The organism is Photobacterium sp. SP02 (genome assembly GCF_038519165.1).
In the GTDB taxonomy this organism is placed as follows: Bacteria; Pseudomonadota; Gammaproteobacteria; order Enterobacterales; family Vibrionaceae; genus Photobacterium; species Photobacterium halotolerans.
Window position 1 is genome coordinate 35,028 of sequence record NZ_JASJOJ010000018.1, and the last position, 20,584, is coordinate 55,611.

At 52.0% G+C, this 20,584-nt stretch carries 21 protein-coding genes and 1 other RNA gene; 10 read left to right on the plus strand and 12 right to left on the minus strand.

Annotated elements, in window-relative coordinates:
* Positions 1-279 precede the first annotated feature (279 nt).
* Positions 280-1,899 (plus strand): L-aspartate oxidase, encoded by a 1,620-nt coding sequence (gene nadB, locus P0Y67_RS10025; protein WP_342391758.1) that lies wholly within the window; start codon positions 280-282, stop codon positions 1,897-1,899.
* Positions 1,900-1,972: 73 nt separating this feature from the next.
* Here the strand turns inward: nadB and P0Y67_RS10030 are convergent, their stop codons facing one another.
* The 3 genes from P0Y67_RS10030 to P0Y67_RS10040 all read right to left on the minus strand — a co-directional run bounded on the left by P0Y67_RS10030 (position 1,973) and on the right by P0Y67_RS10040 (position 4,656).
* Positions 1,973-3,799 carry a methyl-accepting chemotaxis protein gene (locus tag P0Y67_RS10030; RefSeq protein ID WP_342391759.1) on the minus strand — a complete coding sequence of 609 codons (1,827 nt, stop codon included), beginning with the start codon at positions 3,797-3,799 and terminating at the stop codon, positions 1,973-1,975.
* Positions 3,800-4,013: 214 nt separating this feature from the next.
* The gene (locus P0Y67_RS10035; RefSeq protein WP_342391760.1) at positions 4,014-4,427 is read right to left on the minus strand and encodes a protein YgfX; all 414 of its coding nucleotides are present in this window, start codon (positions 4,425-4,427) and stop codon (positions 4,014-4,016) included.
* On the minus strand, positions 4,396-4,656 hold the full coding sequence (locus P0Y67_RS10040; protein WP_120513499.1) for an FAD assembly factor SdhE: 261 nt from the start codon (positions 4,654-4,656) through the stop codon (positions 4,396-4,398). The genes P0Y67_RS10035 and P0Y67_RS10040 overlap by 32 nt, the downstream gene beginning before the upstream one ends.
* Before the next feature lie 243 nt (positions 4,657-4,899).
* Between P0Y67_RS10040 and ygfZ the strand changes: the two genes are divergently transcribed.
* The 3 genes from ygfZ (at position 4,900) to P0Y67_RS10055 (ending at position 7,014) form a co-directional block, all read left to right on the plus strand.
* A complete protein-coding gene (gene ygfZ, locus P0Y67_RS10045; RefSeq protein WP_342391761.1) occupies positions 4,900-5,883 on the plus strand; it encodes a tRNA-modifying protein YgfZ in 984 nt (327 codons plus the stop codon).
* The gene (locus tag P0Y67_RS10050; protein ID WP_342391762.1) at positions 5,883-6,347 is read left to right on the plus strand and encodes an aminoacyl-tRNA deacylase; all 465 of its coding nucleotides are present in this window, start codon (positions 5,883-5,885) and stop codon (positions 6,345-6,347) included. Before ygfZ ends, P0Y67_RS10050 begins: the two co-directional genes overlap by 1 nt.
* 463 nt (positions 6,348-6,810) lie before the next feature.
* A complete protein-coding gene (locus tag P0Y67_RS10055) occupies positions 6,811-7,014 on the plus strand; it encodes a DUF1107 domain-containing protein (protein WP_027253583.1) in 204 nt (67 codons plus the stop codon).
* Positions 7,015-7,068: 54 nt separating this feature from the next.
* On the opposite strand, the gene gcvH is transcribed toward P0Y67_RS10055, so the two are convergent.
* From gcvH to P0Y67_RS10075, 4 genes are all read right to left on the minus strand, one after another.
* Positions 7,069-7,452, minus strand: a complete 384-nt coding sequence (gene gcvH, locus P0Y67_RS10060) for a glycine cleavage system protein GcvH (protein WP_342391785.1) — start codon at positions 7,450-7,452, stop codon at positions 7,069-7,071.
* A 204-nt stretch (positions 7,453-7,656) separates the two neighbouring features.
* Entirely contained in the window at positions 7,657-8,868 is a 1,212-nt protein-coding gene (locus P0Y67_RS10065) for an FAD-dependent 2-octaprenylphenol hydroxylase (RefSeq protein WP_342391763.1), read from the minus strand.
* 2 nt (positions 8,869-8,870) lie between these two features.
* The gene (gene ubiH / locus P0Y67_RS10070) at positions 8,871-10,058 is read right to left on the minus strand and encodes a 2-octaprenyl-6-methoxyphenyl hydroxylase (protein WP_342391764.1); all 1,188 of its coding nucleotides are present in this window, start codon (positions 10,056-10,058) and stop codon (positions 8,871-8,873) included.
* 26 nt (positions 10,059-10,084) lie between these two features.
* Positions 10,085-10,660, minus strand: a complete 576-nt coding sequence (locus tag P0Y67_RS10075; RefSeq protein WP_342391765.1) for a UPF0149 family protein — start codon at positions 10,658-10,660, stop codon at positions 10,085-10,087.
* 291 nt (positions 10,661-10,951) lie between these two features.
* On the opposite strand from P0Y67_RS10075, the gene P0Y67_RS10080 reads away from it, so the two are divergent.
* The 5 genes from P0Y67_RS10080 (at position 10,952) to serA (ending at position 14,396) form a co-directional block, all read left to right on the plus strand.
* Positions 10,952-11,254: a cell division protein ZapA gene (locus P0Y67_RS10080; protein WP_342391766.1), complete on the plus strand. Its 303-nt coding sequence runs from the start codon at positions 10,952-10,954 to the stop codon at positions 11,252-11,254.
* 7 nt (positions 11,255-11,261) lie between these two features.
* Positions 11,262-11,443: non-coding RNA, 6S RNA (gene ssrS / locus P0Y67_RS10085), on the plus strand.
* A 70-nt stretch (positions 11,444-11,513) separates the two neighbouring features.
* Positions 11,514-12,137 (plus strand): 5-formyltetrahydrofolate cyclo-ligase, encoded by a 624-nt coding sequence (locus tag P0Y67_RS10090; RefSeq protein WP_342391767.1) that lies wholly within the window; start codon positions 11,514-11,516, stop codon positions 12,135-12,137.
* A gap of 117 nt (positions 12,138-12,254) precedes the next feature.
* Positions 12,255-12,914: a ribose-5-phosphate isomerase RpiA gene (rpiA, locus tag P0Y67_RS10095; protein ID WP_342391768.1), complete on the plus strand. Its 660-nt coding sequence runs from the start codon at positions 12,255-12,257 to the stop codon at positions 12,912-12,914.
* A gap of 252 nt (positions 12,915-13,166) precedes the next feature.
* The gene (gene serA, locus P0Y67_RS10100; protein ID WP_337112842.1) at positions 13,167-14,396 is read left to right on the plus strand and encodes a phosphoglycerate dehydrogenase; all 1,230 of its coding nucleotides are present in this window, start codon (positions 13,167-13,169) and stop codon (positions 14,394-14,396) included.
* A gap of 67 nt (positions 14,397-14,463) precedes the next feature.
* Here the strand turns inward: serA and P0Y67_RS10105 are convergent, their stop codons facing one another.
* Together P0Y67_RS10105 and P0Y67_RS10110 are read right to left on the minus strand one after the other, a co-directional pair.
* The gene (locus P0Y67_RS10105; RefSeq protein ID WP_161455997.1) at positions 14,464-15,159 is read right to left on the minus strand and encodes an oxidative stress defense protein; all 696 of its coding nucleotides are present in this window, start codon (positions 15,157-15,159) and stop codon (positions 14,464-14,466) included.
* 153 nt (positions 15,160-15,312) lie between these two features.
* Entirely contained in the window at positions 15,313-16,209 is an 897-nt protein-coding gene (locus tag P0Y67_RS10110) for a LysR family transcriptional regulator ArgP (RefSeq protein ID WP_342391769.1), read from the minus strand.
* Between the two features lie 139 nt (positions 16,210-16,348).
* Here P0Y67_RS10110 and P0Y67_RS10115 point away from each other — a divergent pair, with 139 nt between their 5' ends.
* Positions 16,349-16,981 (plus strand): LysE/ArgO family amino acid transporter, encoded by a 633-nt coding sequence (locus P0Y67_RS10115; protein WP_342391770.1) that lies wholly within the window; start codon positions 16,349-16,351, stop codon positions 16,979-16,981.
* A gap of 72 nt (positions 16,982-17,053) precedes the next feature.
* On the opposite strand, the gene mscS is transcribed toward P0Y67_RS10115, so the two are convergent.
* From mscS to P0Y67_RS10130, 3 genes are all read right to left on the minus strand, one after another.
* The gene (gene mscS / locus P0Y67_RS10120) at positions 17,054-17,938 is read right to left on the minus strand and encodes a small-conductance mechanosensitive channel MscS (RefSeq protein ID WP_027253595.1); all 885 of its coding nucleotides are present in this window, start codon (positions 17,936-17,938) and stop codon (positions 17,054-17,056) included.
* 262 nt (positions 17,939-18,200) lie between these two features.
* Positions 18,201-19,277, minus strand: coding sequence for a class II fructose-bisphosphate aldolase (gene fbaA, locus P0Y67_RS10125; RefSeq protein ID WP_027253596.1), 1,077 nt, complete (start codon positions 19,275-19,277; stop codon positions 18,201-18,203).
* Between the two features lie 138 nt (positions 19,278-19,415).
* Positions 19,416-20,579, minus strand: coding sequence for a phosphoglycerate kinase (locus tag P0Y67_RS10130; RefSeq protein ID WP_337112837.1), 1,164 nt, complete (start codon positions 20,577-20,579; stop codon positions 19,416-19,418).
* Between the last annotated feature and the right edge of the window lie 5 nt (positions 20,580-20,584).

Consider the following 20,584-nt stretch of genomic DNA (forward strand, 5'->3'; position numbering starts at 1 on the left):
TGCTCTGAACCGTACCGGATGCAGCCAATTTACCCATCCTGTGTTCAGAACTATTTATATTCTATGGACATAGAAGCCTAAAGAATTACTGACCCCAAAAAAAGCGCAAAGTTCCCGCACACCTTACTGGCACATTCGCCCGGGCGCAACTGCCATTCATTCTGGCAGATGTACGCCGCCAGGGGCAATTTGCCTTACCTAGCTTTACAGATCAAAAAAGCCCCACATAAAGGGTTTTTTGGTAATATGGCGAGCTTACCACAGGGATATGAGATCAATATGAACGAGAACCGAGAACACAGTTGTGACGTCCTGGTCATCGGTAGCGGCGCCGCAGGCCTCTCTCTGGCCTTGCGTCTGGCTCCGATGTGTAAAGTGCTCGTCCTGAGTAAAGGCCCGCGGAGTGAAGGGGCGACTTACTATGCTCAGGGCGGTATCGCTGCTGTTTTTGATGAAACAGACAGCGTGGACTCTCATGTTGAAGATACTCAGATTGCCGGTGCCCACCTTTGTGATGAAGAAGTGGTTCGCTTCATTGCTGAAAATGCCCGCGATTGCGTGCAATGGCTGATAGACGCCGGGGTGCCCTTTGATCAGGAAGACAACAGCACCGACGATCATCCTCGCTACCACCTGACACGCGAAGGCGGTCACAGTCACCGCCGGATTCTGCACGCGGCAGATGCGACGGGCATGGCCATGCAGATGTCGCTGCAGGACAATGTTCACAACCACCCGAATATTGAAGTGCTGGAGCGCCATAATGCGCTGGATCTGATCACCAGCCATAAAATAGGTGAGACCGATGCGCCCAACCGGGTGCTCGGCGCTTACATCTGGAACCGCCAGCGTGAGTCTGTCGAAACCGTGCGGGCCAAATTCGTGGTACTGGCCACCGGCGGTGCTTCTAAGGTGTATCAGTATACCTCGAACCCGGATGTCTCATCCGGTGATGGTATCGCCATGGCCTGGCGGGCGGGCTGCCGTGTCGCTAATCTGGAATTCAATCAGTTTCATCCCACCTGCCTTTTCCATCCAGAAGCGCGTAATTTCCTGCTGACCGAAGCCCTGCGCGGCGAAGGGGCGTATCTGCGCCGTCCGGACGGCTCCCGCTTTATGCAAGAGTTTGACGAGCGTGCCGAGCTGGCCCCGCGGGACGTCGTTGCCCGCGCAATCGACTATGAGATGAAGCGACTGGGTGCAGACTGCATGTATCTGGATATCAGCCATAAACCCGCTGATTTTGTGACCAAGCATTTTCCGACCATCTACGAGAAACTGCTCGGCTATGGTATCGACATTACCAAAGATGCCATTCCCGTCGTCCCGGCCGCCCACTATACCTGCGGCGGAGTCATGGTCGACCGGCAGGGACAAACGGACCTGAACGGCTTATATGCCATTGGCGAAGTCAGCTACACCGGCCTGCACGGCGCCAACCGCATGGCGTCCAACTCGCTGCTGGAGTGCGTGGTGTATGCCTGGTCGGCCGCTGAGCACATCAGTCAGCACCTCAATGAGGTGAGCTTGCCGTCATCCATCCCGCTGTGGGATGAAAGTAAAGTCTCCAATTCAGATGAGGAAGTTGTCATCCAGCACAACTGGCATGAATTGCGTCTGTTCATGTGGGACTATGTCGGCATAGTGCGCACCACCAAACGCCTGGAGCGGGCCATGCGCCGGATCCAGCTGCTGAAGCAGGAAATTGATGAGTACTACAGTAACTTCAGGGTATCCAACAACCTGCTGGAGCTGCGGAACCTGCTGCAGGTCGCCGAACTGATGGTGCGCTGTGCGCTGGAGCGAAAAGAAAGCCGGGGGCTGCATTACACTCTGGATTATCCGGATATGCTGGAGACGCTGTCACCCACCATACTGGATCCGCGTAATCCGCAATAAAAACAATAGCAACGGGAGCCACCCGGGCTCCCGTCAGTAATGCCAGTGATGTCTTCCTACCTCAGCGGTCAGCTCATACTTTGTAGGCTTTGATCGCCTGCGATAAGGTGTGGGCCTGCACGGAAACAGAGTGGGCTGCCTGCGCATTTTCCTGCACCACCACCACATTGCTATTGGTGACATCGCGAATCGACACTACCCGCGCTCCAATATCTTCAGACACCTGGCTCTGCTGCTCCACCGCCGCAGCGATTTGGGTGCTGGAATCCAGTATCCGCTGCATATCGGCAATCACGGTTCGGATCTTTGCCTCCGCACTTTGCGCCTGGGCCACACTGTCATCCCCTTGCACCCGACAGTGCTCAATATGGCTGACCACTTGTTCCGTCTGCTGCTGCAGTGAGCTGATAATGCTGGTGATTTCTTGCGTTGACTGTTGGGTGCGCATGGCCAGAGAGCGTACCTCATCGGCCACGACCGCAAATCCCCGACCCTGTTCACCGGCCCGGGCGGCCTCGATGGCAGCATTCAAAGCCAGCAGATTGGTTTGCTCAGCAATGTTTTTAATCACTACAACCACAGAGCCGATACTGTCTGACAAACCGGAAAGACTGGACACTTCCTGGCTGCTCTGAGCCAGCCCTGCGGACAGCTGATCAATCCGTGCACGCGTTTCGACAACTTCCGATAACCCTTGTGTGGCTTGATCATGGCTGCGGCCCGTCTGTGAAGCCGCTTCATGGGTAATATGAGCCACTTCGCTGATGGTCGCTTGCATTTCTGTACTGGCCGCCGCCACAGAATCGCTGTCCAGCAGTTGGGCCGCCAGTGCCTGCTCCGCGTCCTGGCTGCGGCGCTGAAGCTGGGAAGAAGCTGCACCGAGTTCCGACACGGCGGACTGCACATCCCCCACCAGCTTGCGCAAACTGCTCAGCAGATAGTTAAAGTGCGTCCCCATCGCGGCAAGCTCGTCTTTACCTGAGGTATCGGCATGCAGGGTGAGATCATGACTGGTGGCGATACGGTTCATTAAGTGGCTCAAACGCTCAACCGGGGCCAGAATAGAGGCGCTGATTTTCCATGACAGCGCGATCAGTCCTGCAATGATGACAGCGACAAAAAGCCAGGTCAGCCGGCTGACTGAAACCTTAACCTGGTCCGCTTCTTTGTCTATCTGCTGCTGCATTTGGCCAAATTCGGCCTCAACCTGATGAGACAAGGTGCGGATCTGCCCTCTCAACCCATCTTTATGGCTCAGGCCAATTCGGGTTTTCTGCGCCACCAGCTGGTTGAATCTCTGATTAAATTCGCGGTAATTTTGGCCAAACTGCGTATCCAGCTGCTCACCGTATTGCGCGACAAACGCCTGATAGTCTGCCAGCAAAGCTTTGTCATCGGTCGCTGCAAATAACTTTGCCGTCAGTATCAAGCGATACAGATCCAATGTCTGCGTGCTTTCAGCTGCCAATGTCATTAGCTGTTCACCGCTTTGATACAGTGACTGGTAAATCCCTTGTGATGGTGTCAGTCCCAGAGTCTGGTAGCCTGAGACCATAGCCTGCATACCGGCATGATAATCATGTATCTGGCCTTGCAGAGCTGTCACTTGCGGCAGATCAATCGACAACGCAGCCACATCTTGCTGCAGCCGTACTAATTGCGCCTGAAATTTGCCGTAATTGTCATTGAAGGTCTGCAGGTACTTAACATCCATACGTGCCAGAAAATCTTTTTCATTACGCCTGAGGTTAAGCAATGTCACTTCCAGTTGATCAAGCTGGCTGCCAGCCACTTCTATATTCACAAGCTTTTGATTGGTATAACTATTTATTCCAAACAACAAAAATATCGCTGTGACACTTAATCCTGCCAGCCCTAGCAGCTTATGCCTGACTTTCATTACACAAAATTCCTTAAAAGTATAAAATGTTGGCGTTTTATACAGTTAAACACCAAGAAGGCATTATAAGTTTCCAGGCAATCAATTACATCAACTATGATTCAGAGTTTTACTCTGTTCTGTTTTATGATCGCAATATTGTGATAACGGGCAGGATAAGAATGACATTGCTTCCAGAAGCCGGCGATAAAGCCAGCAGGCTCAACCCTTGCCGTCAGCAGGTACGGCAGAAAAGGCTCAGCAGACGAAAATCTTTGTCAGAACAGGCATCCCGGCTGACGGCAAGCCAGTAATGCTGGTGGGCGCGTTGCAACTCAATAACCAGTAACCGGGAGGTCAGCACACGGGTATGGAACAATTGCCAGCGGCAGTGCTGCCATTCAATTTGCCGGTCATCAAATAAAATCAGCGCGCCATGCAGGGAGGCGAGCTGGATTCTGGCGCAAAGATACTCGCCCCACAGCCATTCACACAACAGCCACCATAACGGTAAGGGCAGAACATCAGCAAGCATCAGGAAAGACAACAGGCTTGCCACTGCCAGATATGCTCCGGTTAAAGCGGCAAGCAAGATAGAAGAAGGGTAAAGCGTAAGGTTAGCGAAGCTTGCTCTTGTTGTGGGCAACAATCTTGTCCACCATTGCAGCATGCGCAGGGTTAGTGCTGCGTCCGTGCTCCATCAGCCAGTTGAACAGGTCCGGATCATCACATGTCAGTAAAGACACAAAATCCTGGCGATCCTGCGGGTTTAAATCATCAAAGCACTCTTCAAAGAACGGCATGATAATGACGTCCAGCTCCAGCATGCCACGACGGCAGGCCCATCTAATTCGTGCTTTATCGTCTGCACCTATCATTTCCAACCTCAACTCCTGGTGGTGTTCATTCTGCGGCAATACTACCAGCCAGTTTTCCTGCCGACTATCTGCAGTCACATATGGCACAACAAAATGAGAGCTGGTCGTGATAATACCTGACACAAAAACTCAGGTACTTTTGCTTGCAGGCTGACAAAGCTCAGCCAGAGCGATAACATAGCGCTTATTCGAAGCTTTTCTGAAAGCTGAAGCCAGCTTTCCTTACCAACGACGGATTCGACTATGAGCACCTGGTCAGATACTTTGCAATTCGACACACTTCCACTTTCCGCTGACGCTCCTCTGCCATCACTTGCCCTGGTAAATCTCACCCATTGGGGACTGGTGACTCTGGTTGGTCAGGACAGCATTTCCTATCTGCAGGGACAAGTCACCTGCGATGTGGTCTCTCTGGCTGCCCGGCAGTCAACACTTGGCGCGCACTGTGACGCCAAAGGTAAGATGCGCACCATCTTCCGCCTTTTTCATCACAGGGACGGCCTGGGCTGGCTGCAGCGTAAAAGCGTCATGGACACCCAATTGCCGGAGCTGAAAAAGTACGCCATCTTTTCAAAAACCGCTATAGAAGCCAGTACCGACGTCTTACTGGGCCTGACTGGTGAGCAGGCACAAGCCACCATAGACAGTGTAGTGGGTGGTGAGGGAGAGGTACGGGCATTTGACAAAGGTACCGCGGTGAAAATTGATGCGCAGCGCTGGCTGCTGGCAGTGGATAGCGCCGCCGCCGGCGAGATCGCCGAAAAAATTGCCGCCAAGGCCGTGTTGTCAGACGACTCGCTCTGGGATCTGTACGATATTCGCCAGGCCCTGCCCCGTATTGATACCGAAACCGAGCTGGAATTCATTCCTCAATCCATGAACTTGCAGGCGCTTAACGGCATCAGCTTCAAAAAAGGCTGCTATACCGGTCAGGAAACGGTCGCCAGGGCCAAATGGCGCGGCATCAACAAACGGGCCATGTACATTGTCTCTGGCCAGGCCGAAAACTGCCCGAAAGCCGGCGATGTGCTGGAGCGCAGTGTCGGTGACAACTGGCGCAAAGGCGGCACAATCATTGCCGGTTATCAGTTCAGTGATCAACAGTCCCTGGCCTTGGTGGTACTGCCCAATGATCTGGAGGAAAATACGGCTTTTCGTCTGGCTGCCGAGCCTGAAAACCAGTGGCAACAGCTGCCATTGCCGTATTCGCTGGATGAAGAGGCGTAATGCTGGATACTCCCATCACGCGTTATCTGCAGCAGGAAGGGGTTAACTTCCTGCTGCTCCCTCATAACAAGCCTGCCCGCACCATACAAGAAGCGGCTGAAGCGCGGGGTGTAGAGCCCCATCGGATGGTCAAATCGATTTTGCTGCGGGATATGGGCGGGTTGCACGTTCTGGCGTGTGTGCCCGGCACCAGACAGGTTGATCCTAAAAAAGTCCGCACCTTATTTGGCTGCCGCCGGATGACGTGTGCAGACGCCCAAGACGTTGAAGAAGTCACCGGCCTGACTATCGGCACGGTTGCCCCTGTCGGGCTCAGGCAGCCGCTGCCTGTGGTTTTTGACCTGTCACTCTCTCACTATCAGACAGTCAATATCAGCAGTGGTGATCGCATGGCGGGAATTGAGCTGGCGATGAACGATCTTGTTCAGCTGTGCGAACCAATCTATGGCGATATCTGTCGCTAGCCAAAACCGGGCCTCGCTTCCATTTTTTGCGTAACCATTCACCCTTTTCGCAATTTAACGCACAGATCAGAGCAGTTGCACTGGTCAGCAGAAAATACTTTTTTGCTGTCTTCGCCTCATGTTTATGTACAAAAAAACACCAACACATTCCTACAGCAAATACTGTAACTGTTATCCAACCAAGACAGGCAAGAACACAATAAACCACTGATAAAAAACAATAAAAATCAGCATCCCCTGCGTTTCACGCCCGGAAAAACCGTCCGGTTTTAACTGAGTATTCACACAGCAATTCAGAATAATACTCTGCACAATGACAAATCTGTAAAAATTAATTACACCAAGCCATCATTTTACATAAACATTATGCTGAGAGTATCACAAATATTTCATAGTCAATTATCTATAATGGCCGCGAAATAAACACAACAACAATAGAAATAAGGCAAGGTTGCTCATCATTATGCGCATGTTTAAACAGTATTTACCGAAACTGGTAGCCAAACACGTCAGCAGGCTATTCAGTGGCCGCTTGTACATTGACGGTCGTGGCGGGTATGAATTTGACAATGGGTTGCTCAAACTGCCCGTGAAAGCAGAACAGCGTCATTTCAAAACCGTGAAAGAAGTGAATATGGAAATCCGCCGGCTCAAAGAAGCGGCCTGATAGCCATATGTCAGGCCGGTCAGTCACCGGCCTGATTATTATGTTTGGCTGATATCAGTCTTCTTCAGTAGTAAATTCCTGGTACCCTTCGGCATCCAGCAATTCATCCAGCTCACCTTCATCATCGGCTTTTATCTGAATCAGCCAGCCATCTCCGTACGGATCGTTATTCACCAGCTCAGGAGACAATTCGAGGTCTTCATTGATAGCCACCACAACCCCGGATATGGGTGCATACACATCCGACGCCGCTTTAACCGATTCCGCCACCGCAAACTCTTCGCCGGCCTCAGTGACTCTTTCCACTTCCGGTAAATCAACAAACACCATATCCCCCAGCATTTGCTGCGCGTGATCTGTGATGCCGACAGTATAGATACCGTCCCCTTCGGGACGTACCCATTCATGAGTATTAGTGAATTTCAATTCAGAAGGAATATGAGCCATAAGTAGATCCTTACCAAAACGGCGACGCCGATATGTTCACAAAAAGAGGTCTAACCTTCCCTTACAAAGGCTTCGTCTTGCCTAACTGTTATTACTTTAGGAGAAAAAAAACAGATTGAAAGCAAATGGACTCACAAAAAAAAACCGCCTCTTAGCGAGACGGCTTTTCAGAATTAGCATTCAGTTAAAAGAACCTTACTCAACCCTGGCTAACGCAGGCAGTTCTCCGCTCAGTCCCAGGGCCCGGCGCATAAACTGATCTTTGACCCCAGGCGCATGGTTGACCAGCAACAGTCCCACATCACGGATCAGCTTTTTCGCCGGATGACTGCCTTCAAACAGTTCCCGGAACGCTTGCATAGCCGCAATCATTTTCGCCGCTTCCGCTTTTCGCCAGCGCTCAAAATAACGCAGATGCTGGCGGGCCCCTATGTCCTTGTCCTGACGCCACAGCTGGCTCACAGTCTCCGCCAGGCAGGCAGCATCCAGCAACCCCAGATTCACCCCTTGCCCTGCCAGCGGATGAATCGTATGCGCAGCATCGCCAATCAGCGCCACACGCTCACGGACAAAATCACGGGCATAACGCATTTTCAGCGGCACAGCCTGACGCTCGCCTTCCAGACGGCACAACCCCAGCCGGCAATCAAACGCCGCGGACAACTGATGGCTAAAGCTGTCGGCATCCAGAGCCATCAAGTCTTCCGCCTTCTGCGGCGAGACAGACCAGACAATCGAGCACAGATCCGGTTCTGACAAGGGCAGAAATGCCAGTGGTCCATCAGGGGTAAAAATTTGCCTGGCGGTGCGCGTGTGGGACTCAGCACAGCGAATGTTGGCAACAATGGCGTGATGACCATAATCCCAGTGAGTCAGCGGGATATCCATCTGCCTGCGTACCCATGAATTGGCGCCATCCGCCCCCACCACCAGCTTGGCCGTCAGGCTCTGACCGTTGTCCAGCGTCAGCCAGGCTTCACGCTCACCAAAAGCCAGTTGCTGGCAACGCACCGGGGCAATCATGGTCACATTGGGCTGAGCATTCACTTGGTCCAGCAGTGCCAGCTGAATCACGCGATTTTCGACGATATGACCAAGATCAGGCTGCGCCAGAGAGGCAGCATCAAAACTGATATGGGCAAAGCTGTCCTGCTCCCAGACATCCATCTGCTGATAAGGGCTGATTCGGCGCTCCGCCATGCCTTGCCAGGCTCCGACCCGCTGCAAAATCCGCTCACTGGCACGGCTCAATGCAGAGACTCGGACATCCGGTAACGGGGCCAGTTCTGGGTCAGGCAACTGGCCTTCAATGACAGCAATACGAAGATCAGTATCGGCCAGGGCCGCTGCCAGAGTTAACCCCACCATACCGCCACCGATAATGGCTATATCCACACTTTGCATCATGATTATCTGTCTACCTGTCCCATCGCCCGCTTCATCAGCGGCGCTTTAATTGTATCCATTACACTCATCGCCATCAGGCCGGCATTACGTCCGGCAACCAAAGGCCAGTGTTCATTTGCAAACAGTTTTACCAGGCAGGTTGTCATCGCCACCGTGGCTGTCTGGTCTGGCTCGCGACGTTGCCGAAAGCGGCTCAGTATCGCCGTTGATCCCGGGTCTTCACCGGCCTGATAACCGGCCACCACTTCCTCAGCCAGCGTCACGACATCACGCAAGCCCAGGTTGAACCCCTGCCCCGCTATCGGATGCAATGTCTGAGCGGCATTGCCGACCACAGCAAAACGATGAGAAACCCGGCGCTCAGCCTGGCGCAGACTCAACGGATACACAAATCGCTGGCCGGTTTTTATCAGCTTGCCCATGCGCCAGCCAAAGGCGGCCTGTAACTGCGCCAGAAACGTCTCGTCGTCCCATCCCATCACTTCCTGCTGCTGTTGCGGCGATATGCACCATACCAGCGAGCTTCGCCCCTGGCTCATCGGCAGCAACGCCAGAGGACCATAAGGGGTGAATCGTTCAAAGGCTTCGCCCTGATGAGACAAAGCGGTCGAGACATTGGCAATCACAGCGACCTGTTCAAAGTCCAGGCTCTGATGGCCTATGCCCAGTTGCGCGCAGCAGCCGGACACCCCGCCATCGGCCGCCACCAGCAAGCTGGCCTGCAGGGATTCGCCGGTAGAAAGCTGCAGGCTGACCACACCCTGTTCGCGATGCAGCGTATGGATTCTGGCCGGACAAAACAAATCAATTGCCGCCCTTTTCGACAGCTGTTCGAGGAATACTGAGCCTGCCTGAGCCAGCTCAATCACATAGCCCAGCGCACTGATACCATACTCACTGGCTGACATACGGGCTAAGCCGGGATGACCGCGATCAGACACATGAATACGAGAGATGGCCGTGGCGTCATCCGCCAGAGATGACCAGAGACCGAGTTGCTCCATCAAACGGACGGAGCCTAAGGACATGGCAATACTGCGGGCATCATAACCGGGATGGCCTGTCTGTTCAGGAGAAACCGCTTCAACAACGGCAATGCGTAAATTACCCTGACTCAGGGTATTCAGTGCAAGGGCCAGGCTGGCACCCGTCATGGCTCCCCCCGCAATGACAACATCATACTGCTTCACGTCTGTTTTACCTCAAACCTGCCCTGTCAGTGCAGCGTAGGCGCATCGCCCTGACCCGACTGGTGCCGCGACACCAGCTCGAAATAACAGGTCAGCGTGCACATCCGGACATGCTCTATGACCTGCTCAAACAACGTCGCCTGCTCTTCCAGATCATCCTCATCGTCGATCCCCAGCTGCGCGATATCCTGCAGATCGCCCAAGGCTTCCTGCACTGAAGCTGGCAGTTTTTCTTGATTCAGTCCCATCAGACCCAATCCGGACAAGAAACAGTTAACCCATTCACTCAAAGCTTCAGCCCGCAGCATCAAATCCACATCATCATCTGGCAGCAACAAAGACGCGTCAAAACCCGTACCAGCCAATTCCTTCGAAGTAATGTCCACCAGGTTTTGCGTCAGCGTTCTGGCGTCACCGTCCAGAGATTCGCCATTGTTGGCGTAATCCGAGATCGGACCAATCCAATGCTCGCCGACCGCGGGTAAACCGCCGCACAGCATACCCGTCAGTAATCCGTGTAATTCTGAGGGCGTAACCGCCAGAGACTGACTTTTCAGCGCGGCTTCAACCGCTTCATAAGCCGGCAATTTTACTTCGCTCATGGGCTTTTTCACCTTAATAAGATTGGTGTCAGATGGGTTTGTGATATGCTACCACTAAGGCTGGATTCAGGCTAACCTAAAGCAAAAGGCGATTGATTGAGTCGATATTTTTACTGGCATTCATCGGCTCAACGGCAAAAATAACACCGAACTGATGAAGATTTGTCATCTCGCTTGCGGGCCGTTCATGCAGTCAGGTCGCATGCTTGCAAGTTAAATAGGCTTTTTCTATATTAGCGGCCGATCTTCGCTTCACGAATTCACAGTGACTGACACGGATACAAAACAGCTATGAGCTCGCAGGCAGTTGAAATTGAAATTTTAGGCCGTACCATTAAGGTAAATTGCCCCGTTGGCCAGGAAACAGCGTTACGTGCAGCCGCGGCGGATTTTGACAATCGCCTGAATGAACTGTCGCAGCGAACCAAAATCTCCAACCCGGAGCAGTTACTGATGTTTACCGGGCTGAACATCTGCAGTGAACTGCATAACGAACGAAAAGAATTTAACAACAATGCCGATTCTTTGTCCGAGCGCATCGGTCAAATAACAGAAACTCTGACTGAGGCATTGCAAAATCAACCGCAACGTTGATAATGGATTGACCCTGGGGTGTGCGTCAGCGAATCGACGTCCCCGAGCCGATAAGCAAAAAACCAGGATTTGCTTTTATTAGCTATTGAGCATGCTCAGCACGACTGAGAAGCCTACGGTTAATGTTGCCGATCCACCTTGAACGTCTGGTTCAAGGGCTACAATTCGCAACGGCACCTTGGGGCACCCCCTCTATTTTCTATTCTGCTCACAGCCAGCAGTTCTCTCTTTGAGCAGGCGACGACAGGCATAGAATGTTATGGATGCATCTCACCCGCAAGGCCTGACCGGCCAAACAACCCAAACCACACGCCAGCAGCTTCGCCAGCAGGTGCGCCTTAAACGCCAGGCACTGACCCCACATCAGCAGGAACAGGCCAGTAAGGCTGTGCTGAGCCGCTTTTGTCAGCTCAGTGAGGTTCGCCAGTCGCAACATGTGGCTTTATACCTCAACAATGACGGTGAGTTAGATACCGAACCGTTAATCGAATGGCTGTGGCACCAGAACAAGAACGTCTATCTGCCCGTGTTACATCCCTTCAGCAAAGGCCACTTGTTATTTCTGCATTACCGGCCTGAGACGAAAATGCATTGTAACCGCTATGGTATTGCCGAGCCTGTGCTGGATGTCCGTCTTGTTAAACCCGTTCACGAATTGGATCTGATTTGTACCCCTCTTGTCGCCTTTGATGAGCAGGGACAAAGGTTAGGCATGGGAGGCGGGTACTATGACCGCACATTAAGCCAGTGGCACCATAACGGCGCAGGCCCTCGCCCTCTCGGACTGGCCCACGACTGCCAGCAGGTCCGGCATCTGCCGGCAGAAGCCTGGGATGTGCCCCTGCCAGCCATTATCACCCCCTCGGCGCACCATCACTGGTAAACATCCAGCTGCCAGTTGCCTAAACAGGGATCTTCATCATGATTTTAACCTGCCAGAGTATCAATGCTCGGCTATAATCAGCGCTCCGCAATCCATAGGCCATCACGAGGAAAAAGCATGACACAAGATGAAATGAAAAAAGCGGCTGGCTGGGCAGCCCTGGACTACGTGACCAAAGACAGCATTGTTGGCGTTGGTACCGGCTCTACCGTCAATCACTTCATCGATGCGCTGGCAACCCGCAAAGAAGAAATCAAAGGTGCTGTGTCCAGCTCTGTGGCATCAACACAGCGGCTGGAAGAGATCGGTATTCCGGTATTTGATGCCAATGAAGTGTCTGCGCTGGATATCTACGTGGATGGTGCCGATGAAATCAACCCTGACTTTGACATGATCAAAGGTGGCGGTGCGGCACTGACACGCGAGAAGATTGTTGCGGCCATTGCCAAAAAATTCATCTGCATTGTCGACAACACCAAAGAAGTCGATGTGCTGGGTGCTTTCCCGCTGCCGGTTGAAGTCATTCCGATGGCGCGCTCCTACATAGGCCGTGAATTAGTGAAGCTGGGCGGCGATCCTGTATACCGTGAAGGTGTCATCACTGATAACGGCAATATCATCTTAGATGTGCACAATCTGCAGATCACTGATGCAAAAGATCTGGAAAATAAGATTAATGCACTGCCAGGCGTGGTCACTGTCGGCCTTTTTGCCCGGCGCGGTGCGGATGTCCTGCTGGTAGGCTCTCCAGATGGCGTGAAAACTGTCACTAAATAACAGTTTCAGCGCTGTTCATAAGGCTTGATGACTAAACGGCATAATATATGCCGTTTTTTATTATCCATTTCGTAATATTCTCGCCACTTCATCGAAATTTTTGATACTTTAATGTGAACGCAATCGTTTAAGCTCACCAGACGGCAACACAGGATGTACGCCTGTCACCGTGTGACATCACAATGTGCTGTTGCATGAACACGTTATCCTGCCCGCTGTATGGAATACCTGTTGTTTTTAAGGAAAAGGACCATGGCAAAAGTTTCGCTGGATAAAGACAAGATTAAAATTCTGCTGCTGGAAGGCGTTCACCCCTCTGCACTTGAAGTGCTCAAACAAGCCGGCTACGAGAATATCGAGTATCACAAAGGCTCGCTGGCAGGTGATGAACTGCTCGACGCAATCAAAGATGCCCACTTTGTTGGCATTCGTTCCCGCACCCAGCTGACTGAAGAAGTCTTTGACGCGGCCAAAAAGCTGATTGCTGTCGGCTGTTTCTGCATTGGTACCAATCAGGTTGATCTGGCTGAAGCCAACCGTCGTGGTATTCCTGTATTTAACGCCCCCTTCTCAAATACCCGCAGTGTGGCTGAACTGGTACTGGGTGAAATACTGCTGCTGCTGCGCGGTATTCCGGAAAAAAATGCCAAAGCCCACCGGGGTGAATGGCAAAAAACGGCGGATTCTTCCTATGAAGCCCGTGGTAAGAAACTGGGTATCATAGGCTATGGCCACATAGGGACTCAGCTCAGTATTCTGGCTGAAAACCTGGGTATGGATGTGTATTTCTATGACATCGAAAACAAACTGACCTTAGGTAACGCAACCCAGGTTGATTCCCTGAGTGAGCTGCTCAATAAATCCGATGTTATCAGTCTGCACGTTCCTGAAACGCTGGACACTCAGAACCTGATGGGTGCCGAAGAATTCGCGCGCATGAAGCCGGGTTCGATCTTTATCAATGCCGCTCGCGGCACAGTCGTCGACATAGATGCACTGTGCAGTGCGCTGGAAAGCAAACATCTGGCAGGTGCGGCTATTGATGTCTTCCCGGTCGAGCCTAAAACCAACAAAGATATGTTCGAGTCACCACTGACACGCTTTGATAACGTTATCCTGACGCCGCACATCGGTGGTTCGACTCAGGAAGCCCAGCAAAACATTGGGATCGAAGTGGCGGGCAAAATAGTGAAATACTCAGACAACGGTTCAACCGTGTCGGCCGTTGGCTTCCCTGAAGTGTCATTGCCTGAGCACCGTGGCTGTTCGCGCCTGCTGCACATTCACGAAAACCGCCCGGGTATCCTGAACCAGATCACCACAATATTCGCCTCTGAAGGCATTAACATTGCCGCTCAGTATCTGCAAACCAGTCCTGAGCTGGGTTATGTGGTGATTGACGTTGAGACCGAGCGCTCTGAAGAAGCACTGAATAAGCTGAAGGCCATTGACGGCACAGTCCGTGCCCGTATTCTGCATTAATTCCGGCACGCCCCTGAAACCAAGAAGCTCACCCTGGGGTGAGCTTCTTGCTGTCTGACGCATGGCGTTATTTTTCCAGACGGAAAACCACTTCCACTCTGTCGCGGAAAGTAATTTCGGCATCCTGATAGGTGGCCTGAGTTTCCATCGCCGCATCCATTTTCATCCGCCCCATCACCGGACGCGGCATCGGATCGAAATAGCGGATATTCCACACGCCTTCGATATCGGTATCAAAACCTTGTGCCAGTGACTTGGCCTTACTCTGCGCATCTTTGATGGCGGCCTGGCGAGCTTGCTCCATATACTTATCGGCATCGCTGACTTTCAGTTCGATGTTCTGAATCCGGTTGATGCCATCACCCAGCGCACTGTCCAGATAGGTGTTGAGTTGTTCTAAATCGCGAACAGTCACAGTCACCTGACGTGAAGCCTGATAACCCACCAGTTCAGGTGGTGCATCGTTGCTGCTGTGATACTGCGGATGCAGATAAATATTGGCGCTTTCAATATCTGCACGTTTCACGCCGCTTTTTTGCAAGCGGTCCATAAAGGCCGTGACGGCTTTATCCGCGGCCTGTTTCGCTTCCTGAGCGGTTTTGCGATTTTCTTCAACCGCCACTGTAAATACAGCCATGTCCGGTTGAGCGGTTATTTCACCCACACCAATGGTTTCCAGACGGGGAAAACTGTCTTCTGCCATTGCCAACGGACTGATCAGCGTCGCTCCACTCAAACAAACAGCAAGTAAGGTTTTTTTCATAACACCATCCAAATCATAACGTTAGGTTTCAGCTCATTGGCCTTATGCTGTTTTTGACACCGGACGGAGAAAAATTATCCCTGGATCGCAAAAAATTTTGCACATCATTTTATTAAAGTGACAATTATCAATACCCGCTTACGCAGGCTCCCCTCACTGGGGCAGACGGTGTCTGGCATGGTCAAGCAACTGAGCTGTCACTTCACTAAAGACACCACTTTCCAGCGCCCAGTGATGCCAGTAAATTCTGCGGGTCAGCATGATACCCGGGGTCAGGTTGACCAACTCGCCGCTTGCCAGTTCTGACTCTATCTGAATTTTAGGGATCAGGCAGTATGCCACTCCCTGAAGCGCCAGTTTGACGAAGGCTTCTGAGGAGCGCACCCTGTGGGTCAGCACGCTGCCACGCGGCAAATTAAAATGCTGCTGAATGAAGACTTCATGCAAATCGTCATACTGGTCAAATGCCACAGCAGGAGCGCGCATCAGCGCCTCGCGGTTAACACCAGCGGCAAAATACCTCGCCTGAAAGTCCGGACTGGCGACACACAGATAATCCATCCGGCCAAGGTAATCAGACACACAACCTGGCATTGCGGTGGCCTCCATGCTGATGGCCCCGACCACTTCCCCGCTGCGCAGCCTGTCGAGGGTTCGGCTTTCATCTTCCAGCATCAGGTTAATTTCGATGCGGCGCTGTTTGAGCAGCGGACTGAGCGCCGGCAGCAACCAGGTGGCCAGACTGTCGGCATTCGTGGCGATCGACATTTGTAATGGCTGACTTTGTTCGCCAGGGCGGATATCCGGCAGCAACTCCTGCTCCAGCAGACGAACACGGCGGTACAGGCCAAGCAATTTTTGTCCTGCCGGCGTGGGCCTTGGTGGCTGCTCCCGAACCAGCAATGGCTGAGCCATGTGTTTCTCCAGCTGTTTTATCCGCTGCGAGACCGCAGACTGAGTAATGCACAGCATTTCTGCCGCCCGTTCAAACCCTCGCTGTGACACCACCGCGTCCAACGCCTGTACCCAGCGATAATCCAGTCCTTCCATGCCCACCCTCATTATTAGGAAGTCTAATAAATCATAAAAATTATTAGATTTACTAAATCATAGCGAGCGATTTAAGCTTTAGCCAGATGTAACCTGTCTAGCCCGTCATTTTCACCACAGAATAAGGACAATATCACCTATGAGCCTATGGCCGTTACTGCAAGGCTTTGGCCTTGGCGCCAGCATGATCATTCCGATTGGCGCTCAAAATGCGTATGTACTCAATCAAGGCATTAAACGTAATCACCATTTAACCACAGCCACTGTATGCAGCCTGCTTGATGTGTTGTTCATCAGTCTGGGCGTATTTGGCGGCGGCGCGCTGCTTTCCAGCAACGAAAGCGTGTTGCTGGCCGTGACATTGGGCGGGATCGCTTTTCTGCTGTTTTACGGCAGCCTGTCGCTGAAAAGTGCCTTTAGCCAGACCTCTGAAGAAGAGGCACAAAGGCAAATACTGGCTCGCGGCAGACGGGCCGTGGTTGCTGGCGCGCTGGCTGTTACTGTGCTCAACCCGCACCTGTACCTGGATACCGTTGTTATTCTGGGCTCGATTGGCGGCCAGTTTGAAGGCCAGGACCGTATTGCTTTTGCCATAGGTACAATACTGGCATCGTTCGTTTGGTTCTTTACCTTATCGATTGCCGCCGCGAAGATGGCACCCACCTTGTCCAAACCCAAAGTCAAACGCGGCATCGATATTGCCGTTGCCGCCATGATGTTCATTATTGCAGCCCATCTGGCTCAAGGCCTGCTGGCACAGTATGCTTTCTAGCTGTCGCGTGATACCGGCCAAAAACAACAATGGAGCCAAACGGCTCCATTGTTGTTTCAATCTAGCTGAATATTACTGTTCAACTTTGTTGAGATGCACATCCATTTGCGGAAACGGAATCTCAATCCCTTCTTTATCCAGCTCTTCTTTGATTGCCTGAAGCAAATCAAAGTAAACAGCCCAGTAATCGGCCGTTTTTACCCAGGGACGCACCACAAAATTCACCGAAGAGTCAGCCAGTGCCACCACACCAATGGTTGGCGCAGGCGTTTTCAGCAAACGCGGCTCGGCATCCACAACGCGCTTGAGCACTTCTTTGGTTTTCTTCAGATCCGATTTGTACGAAACCCCGATGACATAATCAATACGACGGGTTTCATGCTTGGAGTAGTTGGTGATAGCTCCGCCGATCACAGCGGCGTTAGGGACAACCACCATTTTATTGTCCGGGGTATTGAGTACAGTCTGAAAGACCTGAATAGATTCGACCGAACCGGCCACACCGGCCACTTCAACATAATCGCCGGATTTAAAAGGACGGAAGGCAACAATCAGCACACCGGCCGCGAAGTTGGACAGCGAGCCCTGCAAGGCCAGGCCGATAGCCAGGCCGGCGGCACCGATAATCGCTACTACAGAAGCCGTTTGTACGCCCACTCGGCTTAACGCTGCAATCAGCACTATCACAAACAGCAGATAACGAACCAGTGACTGCAGGAATTTGACAACTGCTTCATCCATTTGTTTACGACGCAGCATTTTGCCGAATCCGCTCGCCACCCCTTTCGATACCAGGTTACCAATAAACAGGATTAACAAGGCTGAAATCAGGTTAACGCCATACTGGATTAACAGTTCCTGATTATCAATAATCCAGTTACCCGCTTGTTTCACACCATCAGCCAGCTCATTATTGGCAATGGTATCAACCACTTTATCCGTTACACTCTCAGTCATAGCGCTCTCTCTACATTGGGGATGATGCGGTAATGCTCAAGTCCCGTGATACATAACAAACAGAACGAAATTACCCTAACATTAATCACATATCTGGACTCAGATAATTATGATACGACATGCGCAATATTGCCGTCATAACGGTCACAAGCAAGACATTTTTATGCGGCTTAAGGTAACTTTATTCAGCTCTGGCTATTAAACCAAATAAAAAAGCCCGCACAGCGGGCTTTTTACTATCTCATCTGCTCAGAGTGACGAATTACAGCACGTCTACTGCATTCAGATCAGAGAAAGCTTGTTCCAGGCGCTTAACCATAGAATCCTGACCTTTACGCAGCCATACGCGTGGATCATAGTATTTCTTGTTAGGCGCGTCTTCACCGGTTGGGTTACCGATCTGGCCCTGCAGGTAAGCTTCGTTTTCCAGGTAGTATTCACGGATACCGTTCCAGGTTGCCCACTGAGTATCGGTATCGATGTTCATTTTGATCACACCGTAGCCGATAGATTCGCGGATTTCTTCCAGAGAAGAACCTGAACCACCGTGGAATACGAAGTTCAGCGCATTGGACTCAATACCGAACTTCTCAGAGCAATACGCTTGAGAATCACGCAGGATAGTTGGCGTCAGAACCACGTTACCTGGCTTGTAAACACCGTGTACGTTACCGAATGACGCTGCGATAGTGAAACGCGGGCTGATAGCATTCAGTTTCTCATAAGCGTACGCCACATCTTCTGGCTGAGTGTACAGAGAAGATTGGTCCAGGTGAGAGTTATCCACACCGTCTTCTTCACCACCGGTACAGCCCAGTTCAATTTCCAGTGTCATGTTCATCTTGCTCATGCGCTCAAGGTACTTGGCACAGATTTCGATGTTTTCTTCCAGCGACTCTTCAGACAGGTCAATCATGTGCGAAGAGAACAGAGGCTTGCCTGTTTCCGCAAAGTGCTTTTCACCGGCATCCAGCAGACCATCGATCCATGGCAGCAGTTTTTTCGCCGCATGGTCAGTGTGCAGGATCACTGGCACACCGTAAGTTTCAGCCACGGCGTGAACATATTTTGCACCGGCAATCGCACCCAGGATCGGGCCGTTCTGACCTTCCAGCTTCAGGCCTTTACCGGCAAAGAAACCTGCACCGCCGTTTGAGAACTGAACAACAACAGGGGCTTTCACTTTCGCGGCAGCTTCAAGCACTGCGTTGATAGAGTCCGTGTTAACCACGTTAACCGCTGGCAGAGCAAATTGGTTTTCTTTTGCTACTGCAAATACTTTCTGTACGTCGTCGCCAGAAATCACACCAGGTTTTACGAAGTCGAAGATCTTAGACATAACAATAGTCCTATTAGCTTTTAGCTTTGTTGTCTGGGTTTAAAGATAAACTCATTGCTAATGTGTGCGGCCAAACGGTTAAAGTTCACGCCACACACAGCATATTCCAGGCGCAGAGCAAGCCCAGCGCCGCTGTTATCAGGCTTTCGCTCGTTCTTCCAGCATAGCAACTGCCGGCAGTTTTTTGCCTTCCACAAACTCCAGGAACGCACCGCCACCGGTTGAGATGTAAGACACTTTATCTTTGATGCCGTACTTATCAATGGCTGCCAGCGTATCGCCGCCACCGGCAATAGAGAAACCTTCAGAGTCGGCAATCGCTTGCGCGACCACTTCAGTCCCTTTGCCGAATTGCTCAATCTCGAACACGCCGACCGGGCCGTTCCACAAGATAGTTTTGGCATCTTTGATAATACGGGCCAGCTCAGCAGCAGAATCCGGACCGATATCCAGTACCATGTCGTCTTCTGCAATGTCAGAAGCAGACTTAATGGTGGCTTCAGCGGTGTCAGAGAATTCTTTGGCGCAGACCACATCAGTCGCAACCGGTACATTGGTTTGCGCCATCAGTGCTTTGGCTGTATCAACCAAATCGGCTTCATACAGAGATTTACCGACACCGTGACCTTCAGCTGCAATAAAGGTGTTCGCGATACCGCCACCCACCACAACCTGATCGGCAATCTTAGCCAGCGACTCCAGCACTGTCAGTTTGGTCGACACTTTCGAGCCGCCAACAATCGCCACCATAGGGCGAGCCGGATTACCCAGCGCCTTACCCAGCGCGTCCAGTTCCGCAGCCAGCAGCGGGCCGGCACAAGCGACAGGGGCAAACATGCCCACACCGTGCGTCGATGCCTGGGCACGGTGCGCCGTACCGAATGCATCCATCACAAACACGTCACACAGCGCCGCGTATTGCTTGGACAGCGCTTCGTCATTCTTCTTCTCGCCCACGTTAAAGCGAACGTTTTCCAGTACCACCAGCTCGCCAGCGTTCAGATCCAGACCATTCAGATAGTCTTTCGCCAGCGTCACATCACAGTCGAGCGCGTCTTGCAGATAGTTCACGACAGGCTGCAGAGAGAACTCGTCAGCATATTCACCTTCGGTCGGGCGACCCAGGTGAGAGGTAACCATTACCTTTGCGCCTGCTGCCAGGCATTGCTTGATCGTTGGCAGAGATGCCAGGATACGTGCATCAGAAGTTACTTTACCTGCTTTGACTGGCACGTTCAGATCGGCACGGATCAGCACGCGTTTACCGGCCAGATCCAGATCAGTCATCTTGATTACAGACATGGTTT